11 protein-coding genes are annotated in these 18072 nt (G+C 49.0%); 10 read left to right on the forward strand and 1 reads right to left on the reverse strand.

Features of this window, described 5'->3' with window-relative positions; all coding sequences use genetic code 11:
* Window positions 1–38: 38 nt before the first annotated feature.
* Complete coding sequence (locus AC58UU_RS17580) at window positions 39–875, reverse strand: AraC family transcriptional regulator (protein WP_497317721.1); 837 nt, start codon at window positions 873–875, stop codon at window positions 39–41.
* A 118-nt stretch (window positions 876–993) separates the two neighbouring features.
* Between AC58UU_RS17580 and AC58UU_RS17585 the strand changes: the two genes are divergently transcribed.
* From AC58UU_RS17585 to AC58UU_RS17630, 10 genes are all read left to right on the forward strand, one after another.
* Window positions 994–2226, forward strand: coding sequence for an alpha-L-fucosidase (locus AC58UU_RS17585; protein ID WP_497317723.1), 1233 nt, complete (start codon window positions 994–996; stop codon window positions 2224–2226).
* Between the two features lie 277 nt (window positions 2227–2503).
* Window positions 2504–3415, forward strand: a complete 912-nt coding sequence (locus AC58UU_RS17590; RefSeq protein WP_497317846.1) for an ABC transporter permease — start codon at window positions 2504–2506, stop codon at window positions 3413–3415.
* A gap of 17 nt (window positions 3416–3432) precedes the next feature.
* Complete coding sequence (locus tag AC58UU_RS17595; protein ID WP_497317724.1) at window positions 3433–4299, forward strand: carbohydrate ABC transporter permease; 867 nt, start codon at window positions 3433–3435, stop codon at window positions 4297–4299.
* A 108-nt stretch (window positions 4300–4407) separates the two neighbouring features.
* Entirely contained in the window at window positions 4408–5988 is a 1581-nt protein-coding gene (locus AC58UU_RS17600; protein WP_497317726.1) for a type 2 periplasmic-binding domain-containing protein, read from the forward strand.
* An 82-nt stretch (window positions 5989–6070) separates the two neighbouring features.
* The gene (locus AC58UU_RS17605) at window positions 6071–7084 is read left to right on the forward strand and encodes a response regulator transcription factor (protein WP_497317728.1); all 1014 of its coding nucleotides are present in this window, start codon (window positions 6071–6073) and stop codon (window positions 7082–7084) included.
* Window positions 7084–8889: a cache domain-containing sensor histidine kinase gene (locus AC58UU_RS17610; RefSeq protein ID WP_497317730.1), complete on the forward strand. Its 1806-nt coding sequence runs from the start codon at window positions 7084–7086 to the stop codon at window positions 8887–8889. Before AC58UU_RS17605 ends, AC58UU_RS17610 begins: the two co-directional genes overlap by 1 nt.
* 291 nt (window positions 8890–9180) lie before the next feature.
* Window positions 9181–13851, forward strand: coding sequence for a chondroitinase-B domain-containing protein (locus AC58UU_RS17615; RefSeq protein WP_497317732.1), 4671 nt, complete (start codon window positions 9181–9183; stop codon window positions 13849–13851).
* A gap of 138 nt (window positions 13852–13989) precedes the next feature.
* Window positions 13990–15030, forward strand: a complete 1041-nt coding sequence (locus AC58UU_RS17620; RefSeq protein WP_497317734.1) for an SGNH/GDSL hydrolase family protein — start codon at window positions 13990–13992, stop codon at window positions 15028–15030.
* Window positions 15031–15072: 42 nt separating this feature from the next.
* Window positions 15073–15840: an SDR family NAD(P)-dependent oxidoreductase gene (locus AC58UU_RS17625; protein ID WP_497317848.1), complete on the forward strand. Its 768-nt coding sequence runs from the start codon at window positions 15073–15075 to the stop codon at window positions 15838–15840.
* Window positions 15837–18029: a heparinase II/III domain-containing protein gene (locus tag AC58UU_RS17630; RefSeq protein WP_497317736.1), complete on the forward strand. Its 2193-nt coding sequence runs from the start codon at window positions 15837–15839 to the stop codon at window positions 18027–18029. The genes AC58UU_RS17625 and AC58UU_RS17630 overlap by 4 nt, the downstream gene beginning before the upstream one ends.
* The last annotated feature ends 43 nt before the right edge of the window (window positions 18030–18072 follow it).

Below are 18072 nucleotides of genomic sequence, written 5' to 3' on the forward strand. Positions count from 1 at the left end.
CCAGCAAACCCTTGGGTTGGGTTTGCTGGTTTTTTGCCTTACAAACGTTGACTCGTCCTATGCTGCTGCCTAAATTCATTCGGTGAAAAGCCCGTAAACCTTTTGAACATTCGGGATAAATAAGGCGTTTGCATGCCTAGTTGTTCGGCTATTTCAGCGATGGTCATATCCGAATGGAGGAGCAGTGAGTTAGCCTTTTGCATTCTCTTTTTATTGATGTAGACGATAGGTGAGACGCCTAGCATCGATTTGAAATAATGTAAAAAATACTTAGGGTGAAAGTGGACGAGTTGGGATAACATGTCTACTGTCATTTGCTCGGTCAGGTGCTTTTCGATATATTGCAGTACGATATACAGTTTATGGACGGATGGAATCGATGCCGTTTGCAGCGGATCTACTGTTGATCGTTCAATGAATCGTGACATCATATGAAATAATAACGATTTGACAATAAAAGGCGCAGCTAGTCCATCGCTTTCATGCTGGGTAATCAGCTCTTGAAACTGGTTTTTTATCGTTTCGTCATTTCTCATGGCGATGCAATGAGGTGTGATCAACAAATCAAACAAATTATTTTCCCCAACGGTTGCGGTAAAGTGGCACCAATATGTTAAAAAAGGATTGCTCTCATCGGTTGAACAAGATATACGCGTACCGGCTGGCACAAGAAACAGCTCCCCTGGAACAGGGTAGTATTCGATATTATTGATTTTCAGCCAACCTTCTCCTTCCAGAAAAAAATAGAGGACGTTTTCTCCTTGAATGATGTTGGTACCACCCCAATCAGGTCTCACTCTCGTAAGAGCACCTGTCGACATGTGGATCTGTGTATTCGATAAATAGGTACGAGCCAAATCCATCCTGTTACTCACCTTTTTCATGAAGATAGCTTACTATTGTGCAAAAACCTCCTATTATTATATATTCATTTCCCACTTTCCGCATCTTACAATGAATATTAATCACATTGTTTGAAAGGGGATTAATATAATGAATCACACTATACTAGCCAAGCCATCGGAGCAGCAGCTTCAGTGGCAGGATTTGGAATTTGGGATGTTTTGTCATTTCGGTATCAATACGTTTTGCGATCAGGAGTGGGGGGAAGGTACGGATTCTCCGGAATTGTTTAACCCGACGCAGTTTGATGCTCTGCAGTGGGTTCGCTCAGCCAAACTAGCGGGAGCCGCTTATTTTGTTTTAACGGCCAAGCACCATGATGGCTTCTGTTTATGGCCGACGGAAACGACCGATTATTCCGTTAAATCGAGCCCTTGGAAAAATGGACAAGGCGATGTCGTTCGTGAAGTTGCGGATGCGTGTAAGCAGGAGGGTATCCGTTTTGGTCTGTATTTGTCGCCGTGGGATCGGCATGAACCGTGTTATCCGGACAAGGAGGCTTATGACGATTTTTACGCTGCCCAGCTGACGGAGTTGCTTACGCAATACGGGCCGCTTGTCGAGCTTTGGTTCGACGGGGCCGGCTCTCATGGCAGGGAATACGACTGGAGACGCATCATGGGATTAGTGAAGCAGTATCAACCGGATGCGATGGTTTTCAACATGGGTGCGCCCACGATCCGATGGGTAGGCAATGAGGATGGCGTTGCGCCTTATCCGTGCTGGAATACGGCTGAATCCGCCAAGCTAAGCATGTATACGCAGGATATGGCGGCATGGCTGCCGGAAACCCCGGCTTGGGTGCCCGCCGAGTGCGATGTGCCGATCCGCAAGGATCGCTGGTTCTGGCATCCGAATGACGAACACACACTTCGCTCGCTGGACAACTTACTCGATATTTACTATCGCTCAGTTGGACATGGCTGCACGCTTTTGCTAAATTTGGCCCCCGATAACCGTGGACTCTTGCCTGAGGTGGACGTTAATCGACTAATTGAATTCACAGGCGAAATCAAGAGAAGATTCTCTAACCCCATTGCCGCGACGGATGGAGAGGGAGATTCTGTACTATTGTCGTTTGAGGCGGAAACCGATGTCAATCACGTAATTCTAATGGAAGATATTGCACACGGCGAACGCATTCGCTCATATGTGATTGAAGCAGAGCAGCAAGGGCAATGGATAGAATTGGTCAAAGGAAGTGCCGTCGGTCACAAAAAAATCGACCGATTTGAAACGGTCCGTACCAAGCAGCTGCGGCTTCGAGTTACGGCTAGCGTAGACAAAGCTCTGATACGGAGCTTTGCAGCTTATAATTGCTGAACATGTGGACTTAATTTGCAAATCACTCTCCAAAAAGATACCAGCAAACCCTTGAGGTTGCTGGTTTTTGGCATTTCAAAACCACCAAATGCTAGGGACCAAGAACCGGTTGTCGCCATGACCGGTCCATATTAAAAAAAGATAAGTGCCCTTAATTCACGGTATCCCTCTTTCCTGACTCTTCAGGTACACTTCAATCATAACAACGATGATAGGGTGATGGAATGTGAACTATACAGAGGTCAAGCCTGTACCGAAAAAGCATCAAGGACAAACGTTGAAAAAAACAGGATTATTCTCGTACTACAATCGGTTCAAGGTGCTGTACTTACTGTCGATTCCGGGTATTATTTACTTCTTGGTTTTCAAATATATCCCACTGACAGGCTCGGTGATGGCGTTTCAGGACTACAGTATTTTTACAGGCATATGGAAAAGCGAATGGGTCGGCTTGGCGAATTTCCGACGCATGATGGAGTATGCAGATTTCTGGCGCATATTGAAAAATACGATGGCCATCGGTTTCTATACCTTGTTCTTCGCGTTCCCGATTCCAATCCTATTGGCGTTGATGATGAACGAGCTGCGCAATCAAGTATTCAAGCGGTTCGTACAAACGGCCGTTTACTTGCCGCACTTTCTGTCGTGGGTCGTGGTCGGTGGAATCGTCATTGAAATTCTGAATCCGACAAGCGGTGTTGTCAATTACATCGTAACGCTGTTCGGGCATGAGCCGATTTACTTCATGGGCGAGGATTCCTATGTGCGGAAGATTATCGTCAGTTCTAGTGTTTGGCGTGATGCAGGCTGGAGCACAATTATATATTTGGCGGCGATGAGCGGGATTAATCCCGATTTGTATGAAGCAGCGCAAATCGACGGTGCAAGCCGATGGAGACAGACATTTTCGATTACGATTCCTAGCATTTTGTCTACGATCACGATTCTGTTCTTGCTGCAAATTGGTAATTTTCTGGATTTAGGCTTTGAGCGGGTTTTCGTCTTCTTAAACCCACTGAACAATGCCTACGGCGATATTCTGGATACTTATATTTATAGGGTTGGGCTCATTGGGCGGGAATATAGTTACACGACAGCTATTGGGTTGTTCAAGTCAGTTATCGGACTTATTCTGATCGTAACGGCCAATATGTTCAGCAAAAAAACAACTGGTGAGGGATTATACTAATAGGAAGGAGCGACCGTATGCCTGCATTAAATAAACCAAGTCGAACAGCGCTGCTTAACCCCATAGGTCTGCTGTTCATTAGCTTAATTATGGTTTTACCGATTATTAATATTGTTTCCCAATCGTTCAGTGGACCTGTAGCACTAAGTACGGGGAAGGTCGTGCTTTGGCCGGTGCAGTTCACCGTTGAGAATTATACGACGGTTTTGCAGCAGGTAGCGATCTGGAGAGCGTTTGGCGTTAGCGTGATCATTACCGTCTTCGGTACATTGATCAGCCTGATTATGACGGCAAGTCTCGCATACCCCTTATCTAGACAGGAGTACAGGGAACGCAAGTACATCTTGCTGCTCGTCTTGATTACGATGATTTTTCACGCGCCATTAATTCCCAACTACTTGCTGATCCGGTCTCTTGGCATTCTCGACAGCTTATGGGCTTTGATGTTGCCCGGAGCAATTAGCGCATTTAACTTGTTCGTTATGCGGTCCTTCTTTCTCTCTATTCCCAATGAACTGATCGAATCCGCCCGTATCGACGGGGCAGGTGAGGTCCGCACCATATGGAGCATTATTCTACCGCTGTCGAAGCCGGCTATGGCGACGATGAGCATTATTTATTCGGTTGCTTTGTGGAACAACTATTCCAATGCCCTTTATTATATTAATAAGCGTGCATTGTTTCCGCTGCAGGTTAAGCTAAGAGAATTCGTCGTCACCGATTCGTCAGATCTGGCCAATACGGCGGGGGACATTGCCAATTTATCACCGGAAGGACTCAAGATGGCGGTCATCGTCATTGCAACGATCCCCATCATGCTCGTGTACCCTTTTTTGCAAAAGCATTTCATCAAAGGGATGTTAATTGGCTCGATTAAATCTTAATTCTGTATAATAAAGATCAACACAGATTAAAAAACACAATGTTTCAAACTTTTCTTTCACGATAAGATGATCACGAAATAACAACATATCATATAGGGGGATTTAACAATGAAAGCATGGCTGAAAACGGGTCTCGTATCAACGCTAGCATGCTTGGTTATAGCCGGTTGCTCCAATTCTTCACCGGGTACCGGATCGGAAACGACAAAGCCGAAGGAATCACAGAAATCGCAAGCACCAGTGAAAATCTCCATTTCTTTGAGCGATTCGTTGAATAAATACGCGCTAGGAAGCACTGACATTAACAACGACAAATGGGTGAAAAAGCTTGGCGAGTTGACGAATACACAGCTCGATCTCCGTCTCGTTCCACACGCTGAATTCAAGCCGAAGACGGCACTGATGTTCGCAAGTACCGATCTCCCTGATGTAATGAACACGATCCAAGGGATGTTCCCTGAAGGACCGGATATGAGTGGAGCGATCAAAGGTGGATTATTTATGCCACTCGACGATCTGCTCAAAGAGCACGGCAAGGATTTATTGAAAGCGATTCCGCAGCAAGCCTGGGATGAAGTCAAATATAACGGCAAAATTTATGCGATCCCTGAATATTTATCCCACGCCAGTCGTCGTGCGACTTTCATTCGTAAAGATTTGCTCGATCAAACCGGACTTCCAGTTCCGAAGACGGTGGATGACTTCCTGAACGTACTGCGCGCGATGAAGAAAAACGGTGTCGCTGAGCCGTACGCGTTCCGCAAAGATTTTGTGTACTCAGATGCTATATTCGGAGCTTATGATGTTATGCCTTATAGTACCATGTTCGAAAAGATTGGCGATCAGGTCGTACCGAAATTTTTCAAAGTGGAAGCGATGCAAAAGGCTCTAACGGTCTACAAGACGATGTACGATGAAGGCTTAATGGCGAAGGACTTCGCAAGTCTCGACGGCAACAAATGGACGAACAACATTAATGCAGGTAAATCCGGCGTATGGAACCATAATGCTAATCTAATGACGAACTGGGTCAACACGACGAAGCCAGCGAATCCGAAAGCTGAGGTCATGATCATTCCTTCTCCTGTCGGCGATGACGGCAAGGGTGGTATGATGAAATACAGCTACACAGGCGGTTTGTCTTATATCAACAGCAAGGTGAGCAAAGATAAGGCGATTGCGATCGTGAAAATGATGAATTACATGGTCACAGAAGCGGGAGATAAATTTTTCAACTTCGGTATCGAAGGCGATACGTACACGATGCAGGATGGCAAGGTGGTCTATAAGCAGCCTAAGACACCGGAAGCGACGCTTGAAGAGCAGTTCCGCTCCGTTATGTTAAGACTGGTTGAGGATAATGCGCTGAACAGAACGCTACTTAACACAACCGAGGACGGCAAAAGATTGATTCAACAGTTCGACTCGATCGTCACGAAGGAAGGTCGCAACGGTATTTCCTTTGCGCCTGAGCTTACTTCAAGCGCCAAGTTCACGGATGCAGGTCTGAAGTTCTCCGATATGCCTCCAGTAATTCTGGATCATATGCTGAAGATGGTGTACGGCAAGGAACCGATCTCCGATTGGCCGAAAGCGCTGGAGGACTGGAAAGCCAAAGGCGGCAATGAAATTATCAAAGAAGCTACCGAGCGTTATAATAAAAAACAAGGCGTCTTGATGGGCGACTGAACAAAATCTTGTGATATAGGTGAAAAGCATTTATCCTCTGAGAAGAGGCTAAATGTTTTTTGCCATAGAGGGAGGCGGATTGATGAAGCATATTCTGGTTGTAGACGACGAACCGCTTATTCTTAAAGGACTGGTCATTATGCTGAAGCAGCATCCGCATACATTTGAAACGATCCGTACGGCGAGTAACGGGGTGAAGGCGCTGCAAATGATTGAGGAATCGATGCCGCAGCTATTGTTTACCGATATCCGCATGCCGAAGATGGACGGACTTGAGCTGTGCAAGCAGGTGCATGAGAAATACCCATTGATCCAGAAGGTCATCATTTCCGGATATGGCGACTTTGAGTATGCACAAACATGCATTTCCTACGGCGTGAAGGAATATTTACTGAAACCGTTTACACCGTCAAAAATTAACGGCCTACTCAATAAGATCATTACACAGAGCAGTCATGCTGTTTTTTCTATTTCCAAGTATGAGGACTGGATCGAGAAAATTGTAGAGGCCATGTGGATGCTGCGCATTGAGGAAGTCGAGGCTCATTTGGAGGAATTGAAATCGTATTGTATGTCAGCTTCAACGTCGGATTCTGATTTCATGCAGCTGCTTAAGGACTGTCTGCCGATGCTGAAAAAGCGCTTGTCTCTCCGAAGTTTTCATCCTAGGACCGAAGAACTCGCCGAAACGACCGATAAGCTTCACTATTTCATGCAGCTGCAGATTCAAATCCTGAAGATGATTGATGAGCTGGCGCTCCAGCGGGGCGGGAAGGATTTAATGCAGAAGGCTAAGGCTTATATGGATGCGCATATTACGCAGGATCTATCGCTTGAGGATGTCGCTGACTATCTCGGTATTACTCCGCCTTACTTAAGCCTGTTGTTCAAAAAGGTGCATAAGGAAACATTCGTGCAGTACAGAATTATGAAGCGAATCGAGTTGGCCAAAAGGATGTTGGAAATGCCGCATTACCGAACAAACGATATCGCTTATGAGGTCGGATATGAAAATTACCCGCATTTTTCCAGAATGTTCAAGAAAGTGACCGGACTTTCACCACTCGAATACCGGCATATGATGGGAATTAAATAATGAAGCCCTCCTTAGCCCGCAGCATATTTGCTTATATTGCCTCTGTTGTGCTCATTACAGTCGTTTCGATCGGCTTTTTCTCCTACTACATTTCTTCGAACAAACTCAAGGAGCAAAGCGAGCAGCATCTAACTGAAATCGTATCGAATGCGGTTAACCATACGGACTTATATTTGAAAAATTACGAGCGGGCGCATTTGTCGCTTTTTACCAATAGTCATGTAAAGAAGTTTCTCGATGCCCCGCCGACGGGGGATTACGAGTATTACCTGTTCACGGATAACTTGATGGACAATGTCATTAACCCGTTGTTTATTAAATCTCCGGAGATTATGACCGTGTATTTGGCAGACTACAATGGCCATTGGGTGTATTATGAGAATCCGGCGCTGAAGCCGATTGTCGATCCGGTACCTGCCTTCACGATGGAGGAGTTGGACAATGAAGCGGATCCGCAAGGGAATTTGACGATTATTAGCAACAGTGTATTCTCGGAGAGCAACAACCAATTCATTACTCTGGCACGCAAAATTCATGGGGAAGTGTTCAACGAGTTCAAGGGGATACTGGCGATTGAGATTAAGGCAGATGAGTTCTCGACCTTGTGGAAGGGGGTCAATCTGGGGCCTAACGGCTTCTTTGCTATCGTGGATAATGACGGGCGCATCGTGTACCATCCGGACAAACAGCGGGTTGGAACTTCGGTCAATACGGAGTTAATGGCTAAAATTGATGGGAATCAGCTCAAATCATTCAAGGATTCTTCGTTTGGTGATGAACGCTTGGTCGTTAGCTCGAAGTCCGCGTATACCGGTTGGAACCTGATGGTGTCGATCCCGACCGCTGATATTAATGAGCCCTTGTCCAGCATCCGCTACTCCTCCTTCTGGGTAGGTGGAATCACCTTGTTGATTGCGCTGCTGCTATCCTATCGATTTGGCAGGAACATTACGAAGCCGATCCAGATTTTGAAAAATGGCATGCGCCAGACGGAGAAGGGAAACTGGGTTAAGATTCCGCAGCTCCAGACGAAGAATGAGCTTGATGAGCTGATTCACCGCTACAATCTGATGGTCATCAGTCTGTCGGAATTAATGGACACGCTGTATCGAACGGAGCTAAGTAAGAAGGACGCTGAGCTGGAGCGTCAGAAAGCTGAGCTGCAATCGCTGCAGCTACAAATCAACCCACATTTTCTGTATAACACCTTGGAAAATATTATCGTCTATGCGGTCATTCAACAGTCATCTGAAATCACCGAGATCGTGGATGCCATCGCCTCAATGTTCCGCTACTCGGTACAGACGCATATCGAAGAGACAGCGATCGTCAATGAGCTTAAGCATGTGTTGAATTATATGACGATCATGAAGCACCGGGTTGGGCGGGAGTTCGAGCTGGACGTACGGATTCCACCGGAGTATTTCTTGAAGAAGACGGCCCGGCTGACGCTGCAGCCGCTGATCGAAAATATTTTCCAACACGGATTCTCCGATGGGATCGAAGAGTACCATTATATTCGGCTGGATGCGTGGGTTCAGGACGATGACCTCGTCATCGTGCTGGAGGACAACGGCGTCGGCATTACGCCGGAGCGTCTGGCCAAGCTGCAAAGCCAGCTTGATGCTAATCAATTGGCCGAAGCGAAGCTGCATCGGGGCATGGGCAACAGCGGCGGCATCGGGCTAATGAACGTACACCGCCGCATCCAGCTCGTGTTCGGCGAGCAATACGGCCTGCGTATCGAAAGCGAGCTCGGCCGAGGCACTCGCATCTATATCCGTTTTCCCGATATAGGGACTTAATCTGATCCCCCGCTCTTTCCTGGAGCGGGGGGATTTATGTTGGGCCTGAGCGATGCGGGGTTCGGATTTCCGGAACCCGAACGCGTGTCTAGGCCTCAAGCAATAATCATACGCCATTACAATGTAGGAGACTGCTACCCGCACCTGCGCCAGACTAGCAGTAAACGGAGGTTAAAAAAACATAAACGTGCTTAAAATCAATCATGTGCTTACCAAGCTCCCCAAATTATAATGAAGCTTGTTAACTCGAATAGAAGGATGGTGAATAATATTTTGAAGAGCATATCGGCGATGAAGAAAAATGTAAGCGGTTTATTGAGTGTGCTGCTTACGCTCTCCCTGTGTCTTAGCTTACTGCCTGTACAGGCAGTAGCGCTCGCAGCAGCAAGCGAACCGCTGCAAGAAAGTTTCGAAACCTACGGCAACGCACAGTCTGGATATGAGCTACCAGTTGGGAGCTCTATCACTGCTTTGCAGCCGTGGAAGGCCGCCATAGGAGGAAGCGTCAACTGGGCTGTTTACGAAGAAACGTCCACACCCGGTGCCGCACCGAACCATTTTTTACGGCAAACAGATCCCTCTACGGCTTCATCCTATGTGGTGACGAATGAATTTTGGGGGAACAGCAACCCGGCGATTACTACCAATAGCATCACACTGTCAGGAAAGGCGAAGATAACCGGTCCGAACAGTACCTACGCGGGACTCGTAGCTAAATATTCGGGCAGTGGGTCAACTCGTTCCTACTACCGATTCATGATGAAGAAGAACACGCTGAGCTACCAATTTTACTTGGAAAAGGTGACCGGCAATACGAGAGCAGCCGTCACGCAAACTCCAGGAACACCGAATGCTAGCGGTATCTCAATCCCGAATGAAACACTGGCATCCTCTTACGATGCGCTTGGCTATATGCCTCTCAAGCTGAATGTCATCAAGAACACTGATTCCACATTAACGCTGGAAGGGTATTACGGCAGCTCGCTCGTCTTGTCCGGTACTGATGCGGCGCCATTTAACACAGGGCATGTCGGCTTGTACAGCAACGCGGGTACGACGGCTTTTGACGACATTGCGGTATCCGCTTATACAGCGGTTGTGCCGACGATTCCAGATGCTCCAACCGGCGTAGCTGCAACTCTTCCAGGCACCGGAGCCGTGAAGCTAACTTGGACACCCTCCGCCAATGCAACAAGTTATAACGTGAAAATAGCTTCCAGTGCAGACGGACCTTTTTCCACAATAAATGGTACGCCTGTCATATCGGCCTCATACACAGCAAGCAATTTGACTGTGGGTCAAACCTACTACTTTGTCATCAGTGCTGTAAACGCAGCGGGCGAAAGCAGCAACAGTTCTCCTGCGCTGTCTGCGGTTCCACAACCGAATCCCCCGGTTACCGTCACGAACTCGACCCAGCTTGTTCAAGCGCTTAAAGCGGCATCACCCGGGGATGTCATTGAGCTTGAGAACGGGAACTATGCTGGTTTCGGGGTTACCGGGGTTAACGGATCGCCCGACAAGCCAATCGTCGTTAGAGCGAAGAATAAAGGATTGGCCGTCTTCAACTCAACCGGTATCCGTTTCACGAACAGTTCTTATATTACGATGCAGGACTTCGAATTCTCGATGAGCAGCGCTGCATCCAACTGGGTGAGACTGACCGGGTCCAACCATATGCGTGTCACCAATAACTATTTTTACTCACCAGATACAGCTACATCGGCAACCAAATCCACTTGGGTACTCATTGACGGCCGGAACAGCCAGCAGAACCTGATAGACCACAATTTAATGGAAAACAAAAAGGATACCGGCAAATTCATCACACTCGACGGATTCCGAGACACAGTGGCGGGAATTTACGAAATTACGCAAAACGATATGGTGGAATACAATATTTTCCGCAACACCTTGCCTAGGCAAGAGAACGAATCGGAGGGTATAAGGCTCGGCGTGAGCGATTTGGTTCATCTGAACGCCTATACAGTCATTCAGTATAATATTTTCGATCATGTGGATAGCGATCCGGAGTTTGTTTCGGTCAAAAGCAGCGCCAACACGATCCGCTACAACTATTTTATCGAATCGCTGGGAACGGTAGCGCTTAGATCGGGCAACGGCTCAAGTGTATATGGCAATATGTTTATCGGCAACGGACGGAATGAGCCTGCAACCGACCCTGACGGCAGAGATTTAGGCACCGGCGGCGTGCGTGTATACGGCGAAAACCACAAAATTTACAACAATTACTTCCAAGACTTAGCGGGCACCGTATGGGATGCGGCGATTACTTTCACAACCGGTGATAATGACAATATGACACAGCCGATTTCCAGAACGGCTAACCATTACATTGCCAAAAATGCGCTCATCGCCAACAACACGCTTATTAATAACAAAGGCAGCATCGAGCTGGGGATGACACGTTACGGCCGAGCGGCGGAAAACTTGACGTTTATCAATAACATTGTAGTCAGCGGGCAGCAGGAATTGATCAAAATCATGACGCCGATCCCGGGACTCGTATGGTCAGGCAATCAGATGTTTCCACAGAGAGGCATTCCGCTGGTTACCGGCAACTCTGCACCGCTTAGCGAGTCTGAAGTCAGGGTGGCTTACCCGCAGATGCGCGACGAAGTATTGGAGCTTGACCGTAACGAGTATGCCTGGTTATGGACATCCAGTGAATACGAACGACTTAGAACGATCAAGTATAAAAAGCTAACCCAGATCAGTCCAGCCATCGAAGCCTCCTTAGACAATGGCGGCTCGTTATCACTAATAACAGAAGATATGGAACATGAGCCTCGGGTCGGCATCCCTGATGCAGGGGCGGATGAGTTGACCCCTAATCAGCTAACGGATCTGACAGCTCCGATGTGGAATTCAACTCAGCCTTTGACAATAGCGGGTGTTGCACCACGTCAGGCTCAGCTTCAATGGACAGCGGCGTCCGACGACACGTACATTGTGGCTTACAATATTTATCGAGATGGCGTTTTGCACGACATTGCCTTTGGCGATGTACTAAGGTACAGCGCAATTTCGTTGGAGCCGGGTGCAGAGCATACGTTCAAAGTAGAAGCTGTGGATCAAGCGAATCGGAAGGCAGCTAGCAATACGATCAGCGTAACGACGCCAGCTTTTACAGGAATTAGCGTGAGTGGGGTCCCAAGTGATATGGCTCTTGGCGGAACCGCCAAGCAGCTTGCTGTAACGGCTCACTTTGAGGACATGTCAACCGAAGATGTAACCGCTAGCTCATCTTTCGCCAGCAGTAATCCGAATGCGGTAAGCGTATCCGAGAGCGGGAAGATTACTGCGACTGGACTTGGGGGCTCCTCTGTTACTGCGACCTTTAACGGTACGACTTCTCAACCGTTGACATTCACCGTATTCCCATCCTTACAAACAACGAAGCTAGTGGATGCAGATACCTATGTGGATAACATTACTTCGACGAATGCGGACACGAATTATAACCATGCTGAGGTGATGCCGATACGCACAGCATCAGGCAAACAAAGCGGTTATCTGAAAGCGACGATGGCGGACATGGGCGATACAGTGGACACCGTACAGCTTAAACTGTATGTCGGCGATGTGGATAATGGGTCCGATCTTGTGCTTAGAGGCATTGTTGATGACACTTGGGATGCTGCAACGATAACTGCCAATAATCAGCCCGCTCGAAGCTTCAGCGATATTGATCTGGGCAAGATTGCATCGCTGAAGGATAACAGTTATGTCACATTTGATATTACGAAATTTTCTCAGTCGCAGTACGATAAGGTACTCAGCTTCCGCTTAACGATGGAGTCATCAAGCAATACTGCTCCGGTAAGTACATTGGAAGGAAGTGATATCCTTCAAGCTCCTACTTTAATTGTTACGACGATTGATCGGAGCACCACCCTAAGCGTTCATTCCACGACAGGTGTGTATAGCGATACTATGGAATTAAAGGCTGTATTGAAAGATAGTGCGGATCAACCGGCAATAGGAGAGACCGTAGCGTTCAAAGTGAATGGGGTCGAAGCTGGTATTGCCGTAACGGATTTAACAGGAATTGCCACGCTGCCGTATCAAGTGCAGGGAACTACCGATCCAGAAAGCAGCAACGCGGTTCATTCGGAACAAGGCTCTTCTCAACATTTGATTGAGGCTTCTTTTGCTGGGAATGCTGCAGTTGGCTTGAAAGCAAGCCAGTCTACCGCTGTATTGACTGTGCTAAAAGAAGAGGCTGGCATTACTTATTCAGGTACGCTTTCAACCGTGGATCAAATGCCGGTTACGATTGCGGCGAGCGTCTCGCAACAGCAGGATGGAGAGCTTGGCGATGTCGGCAAGCTGCCGGTTATTTTCGTACTGTACAAGATGGACGCAAGTGGTCTGTTTGTTGAATACCCTACATCCGTTTCCGAATCGGTGTATGCGACGGATCCGTCGGGAAGCGTTCGTGTCCCTGTGATGTTGTCTGCCGGCATCTATCAGGTGAAATCGAGTCTTGCTGCGAACGGGCGTTTTCAAACGGCAGATGCGGTAACGATTATCACGGTCAATGGGTCTAGCTTGGCGAAGTTGGAAGTCAAGGGAACTTTGGATGTCAACGAGCCAAATCCGATCATCGGAGGTAAAGCAAAAAAGCTGCACCTTGACACCGAATGGAGCTTCAACTCCTCCGCAGCCGTATTAAGCGGGCAGATTGAATTAAAGGGCACACCGCAAGGGGTTCGCTTGATATCCGATAGCGGCTTCGCGGTGTCCGCTGACGATGGTACCACGTCTATGCAGGGAACCGCACGCGACGAGAATGGAAACCAGTACACGATTCGACTTATCGTACAAGACACCCAAAAATCGCAAACGATCACCCTGCTGATTTGGAGCGGAGCCGACACATCAGTCGAACCAGCGTTTCAAGCCATCAATCAGGAGTTCAAGGGCAGTATTAAATGAAAGAAAAACTAACACGCAAACTCCAGCCCTTGCTTTAAAAAAAACACAAAGCAGCTTAAATTCGATCATGTGCTTATCGAGTGCGCAAATCTATAATGAGTCTTAATTCTAAATAGACAGAAAGAGTGGAGAGAAGCTGTGCTGCGTAACGACGTATTTTTTCATAATGTGATGGAATTGGAACAGAGGAGTCACTTGCCGGGGTTTAGACTTCAGCGCTTTCCAAAGCAAGTGCGCCAATCATTAACGGAAAAAGGCCGCTTGAAGGCTGCTGAATCCAATGGTTGCGAGCTAAGATTTGTGACGGAAGCGAAATTTATCAGATTGACTCTGGCCTCTCAGGAAATAGATGGGCAAGCGCTCGTATTTAAGGGGGATTTGTTCCATGCCGCTTATGACCTGAAGGTCGGGGTTATCACCACTATTCAATTGGAAGAACCGGAAAGATTCACTGAGGTGTTGCCGGAGAAGCTGGATAATGCGGCCTTTTCATCGAAGGTTTGGCGTGTGTTTTGCGGTCGGTTCAGCGCTGTTTTTTATGATATAGATGCATTCGGATTCACGGTTCGTCCGCCTGAAAGTCACGAGGTGCCGCAGTTGACGCTGCTAGCATATGGCTCGTCAATCACACAGGGGGCAGGAGCGTTAAGCCATTACAATAGCTATGTCCAGCAGACCGCTCGCAGACTTGGTGTTGATGTGCTGAATTTGGGACTGAGTGGATCATGTTTTTGTGAGGCCGAGATAGCGGATCATTTGGCGGCGCGGGACGACTGGGATATCGCCTATCTGGAGATGGGCGTCAATATGAGAGGTGTAATTCCCGTTGAGGAATTTCAGAAACGTACGACTTATTTATTGGATGGAATCATCGAGCGTCACCCTGATAAGCCGATCTTTCTGACGACCATCTATCCGAACCGCGCGACCTACTTTCAAGATCCGACTCACTCGTTCAGCGAGGCTGAGAAACGTTTCAATGAATTTCTGGAACGTTATTGCGCGAGCCGTCGTCACGAAAAGCTCATCATGCTGGACGGGAAGCAGATTATGACTGATTTCACTTCATTAACGAGCGATCTGATTCACCCTTCCGATTATGGTCATATCAGGATGGGCGAACATTTGGCAGGGTTTTTACGACCTGTTGTGGATAAGTTACGTGCTGCAATAGGCTGATCAACATACAAAAATAAAAACATTGTGGGAGGAAGAAATCATATGAATATCAATTTAACGGGTAAAATTGCACTGGTCACAGGATCTAACGCAGGCATCGGGCGTGCCATTGCTCTTGCCTTGGCGGTTAACGGGGCGAAGGTCGGCGTGAACTGCTTGAATAACGTTGCTCAAGGTGAGGAAGCGGTGGCTGCGATTCGGGCGGCTGGCGGCGAGGCGATCTTGGTGCAGGCGGATGTGACGGACCCAGGGCAGATCGATCGTCTGGTGAATGAGGTGGAGCAGGCTTTCGGCGGTACGATCGACATTCTCGTCAACAATGCGGGGCATCTAGTACAGCGTGTGCCGAACGCAGAGATGACCGAAGAGATGTACGAGCGCATCATGAACGTCAACCTTAAGAGCACCGTCTTTATGAGCAAAAGAGTGCTGTCCGGGATGAGAGCCAAAGGGTACGGGCGCATCATAAATATGTCGTCTGTCGCTGCGCATAATGGCGGCGGACCGGGTTCCAGTATCTATGCGGCAAGCAAGGCGGCCGTGATGGCTTATTCGAAGGGGCTGGCGAAGGAAGTGGCAGCGGGGGGCATTACCGTAAACAACGTGTCGCCAGGCTTTATCGGGAACACCATGTTTCACGCCACGTTCACGACGGATGCAGCGCGCCAAGCGACGATTGGTGGCATTCCGCTGCAGCGGGAAGGAACGCCGGAGGATGTCGCAGGCGCGGTTTTGTATTTGGCATCGGATCTGGCCGCTTATGTCACCGGTGAAACGATTGAGGTTAACGGCGGGATGATGATGCGATGAGCAGGTTGAATGAAGCGCTGGACTCGAAGGTGCAGCGGTTGGAATGGGCGAAGCGCGTAGCGGCTTCGCTGAAGGAGGAGATCGACCGGCTGGGTGACGCCGGGAGCTTGTCTATTCCGCTGGAGCCGGGCGGCTGGTGGCACCAGTATGTGTGCCCGAAGCACCACACGGAGCTTCGGTTCGATCCTTTCGTTGCCGATGCGGCGCAGTTCCTTTGTCCGCACGGCTGTAAGGTTGAGGGCGCCGAGTACCGAGGGGCTTGGCTGGTGTATAAGCATCAGCTGCTAGCGCGTGTGGCGCTGCAGTCTGCGGCAGTGTACTCGGCGCTGCGCGAGGTGTCGTATGCTGAGCTCAGCAAGCGACTGATCGTGGATTATGCGGCGCAGTTCCCTTTGTTTCCGGTGCATCCAGAGGCTCAGCATTGGATGCTCAAGGGTCGCGCGTTTCATCAAGCGCTGACCGAGGCGATTTGGTCAACGACGCTGATTCGAGCCTACTTACTGCTTCTAGATGAGGGAGTCGTATTCAGTGATGAGGAGCAGGGCAAGATCGATATGTTCCTGAGACTTCTCGATGTAAGTATGACGGAGTACCGCGGTATTCTTGTTCATGAACGGAAGAATGCGGAGAACAACTATACAGCTTGGTTGAACGCTTCGCTGTCCTGTGTATATGCCGCCCGGAATGACAGGGAAGCGATACAACAGCTGATTATCGGGGAGGGCGGCTTCCGCCACCATCTGTCTATCGGCGTGAAGCCAGATCAGCTTGAGTTCGAGGGCAGCACGTATTATCACATATTCGTGCTGCGAGCATATTTGATCTCCGCCGAGATGGCCGAGCGATGCGGCATCGATCTATACGCGTGCGAAGGCACGGCGGGGCAATCGATGCCAGGCATGTTCTCGGCTTTGGTGGAGCTGGCCGACGACCAAGGCGTGCTGCCTGCGCTGCACGACGGGCCGATGGGGCGGCTGCCCTATGCCCGCGAGATCGCCGAGATTGCCGAGCAGGGGCTCGCCCGCTATGCGATCGAGGGGCTCGGCCCTATTCTGCGCGAAGCTTACCGGCAAATGGGCTCACCAGACGGTTCGCGCATTCAGCTCGAATCGCTGCTGTATGGCGAGGGGGAAGAGCAAGTCGATATGCGGCACCGTTCAACGCTGCGCATTCTCAATGATGCGGTTCGATCCGCATCGGTATCAGTATCAGCATCGGCTTCCGCAACCCTACCTCGCAGCTCCAAATTATGGCCGGATTCCGGCTTCATTGTGGGTAGACACGAAGATAATCCGCTCTCGTTTCTCGTGGACTTCGGCGAGCACGGCGGCGCACACGGCCATTACGATAAGCTGCATCTTACTTTGATGCACGAAGCTTGCACACTGACGCCGGACTTTGGCGTCGTTCCTTACGGCTCCTCGTTGCGGCCGTGGTTCGGTGAAACCGCCAGCCATAACACGGTTTCACTTGACGGTACCTCGCAAGCTGCTCACACGGGCCGGTGCGAACGCTTTGAGCAATCGGCAGCAGGTACTTATGCATGGCTGCAATCAGATGCTGCGTATGCGGATTGCCGCCTTGATCGTCATTTGCTACTGACTAGCGACTGGCTGCTGGATTGGTTTCAAGTCACTTTGGAAGGCGACGCTAGCCGATCCATTGAATGGTGGATGCATCCGGTGGTGGCACCTGTGTCTGAGCAGCTTCAATGGATCGAATCGGAGCAGCGGCAAGCGTACGCTCCGATCCGCATGCAGCCTTCGGTGCTAGATCTGAAAGTGATTGGTCGTTATATGGGGGATGAGCAACTCAGCGATAGGGTAACTCCTGCATCCATGGAATCGATTGAAGTGGCGGTAACAGATCAATCTTCTCATGCAGTTATCCAAGTTAAGTACTCACTGACTTCCGGAGTGGACGTGTTTCACACGGCGTTTGCGCTTCCCGGCGACGAACTGCTTGCGGTTGAAACGCTTGGCGATTCCGTCGATCCGAGCGTGCCTCTAACCGCGCTGCTTCATCGCCACATTGGGAACCGCGCCAGCTTCATCCATGTCTACCGAGCCAGTCCAGGCGTCGATTTGCGGCTGGCCGCAGACGACACAATTGAAGTTTTTGCTCAAGGTCACTCAACGACTATTTGCTTAACACAAGATCAAGGGCTGCAGATCGCTAGTAAGTATTGAAGTTTGAATAGATAATATTTCTATCAAATGGGCGTTCACTCTA

The organism is Paenibacillus sp. JT22N1, from assembly GCF_059692155.1.

Bases quoted from the DNA above. Each gene is read 5' to 3' on its own strand.
- AC58UU_RS17615 (WP_497317732.1), top strand. From the start codon at position 9,181: ATGAAGAAAAATGTAAGCGGTTTATTGAGTGTGCTGCTTACGCTCTCC.
- AC58UU_RS17625 (WP_497317848.1), top strand. From the start codon at position 15,073: ATGAATATCAATTTAACGGGTAAAATTGCACTGGTCACAGGATCTAAC.
- AC58UU_RS17610 (WP_497317730.1), top strand. From the start codon at position 7,084: ATGAAGCCCTCCTTAGCCCGCAGCATATTTGCTTATATTGCCTCTGTT.
- AC58UU_RS17605 (WP_497317728.1), top strand. From the start codon at position 6,071: ATGAAGCATATTCTGGTTGTAGACGACGAACCGCTTATTCTTAAAGGA.
- AC58UU_RS17595 (WP_497317724.1), top strand. From the start codon at position 3,433: ATGCCTGCATTAAATAAACCAAGTCGAACAGCGCTGCTTAACCCCATA.
- AC58UU_RS17630 (WP_497317736.1), top strand. From the start codon at position 15,837: ATGAGCAGGTTGAATGAAGCGCTGGACTCGAAGGTGCAGCGGTTGGAA.
- AC58UU_RS17600 (WP_497317726.1), top strand. From the start codon at position 4,408: ATGAAAGCATGGCTGAAAACGGGTCTCGTATCAACGCTAGCATGCTTG.
- AC58UU_RS17585 (WP_497317723.1), top strand. From the start codon at position 994: ATGAATCACACTATACTAGCCAAGCCATCGGAGCAGCAGCTTCAGTGG.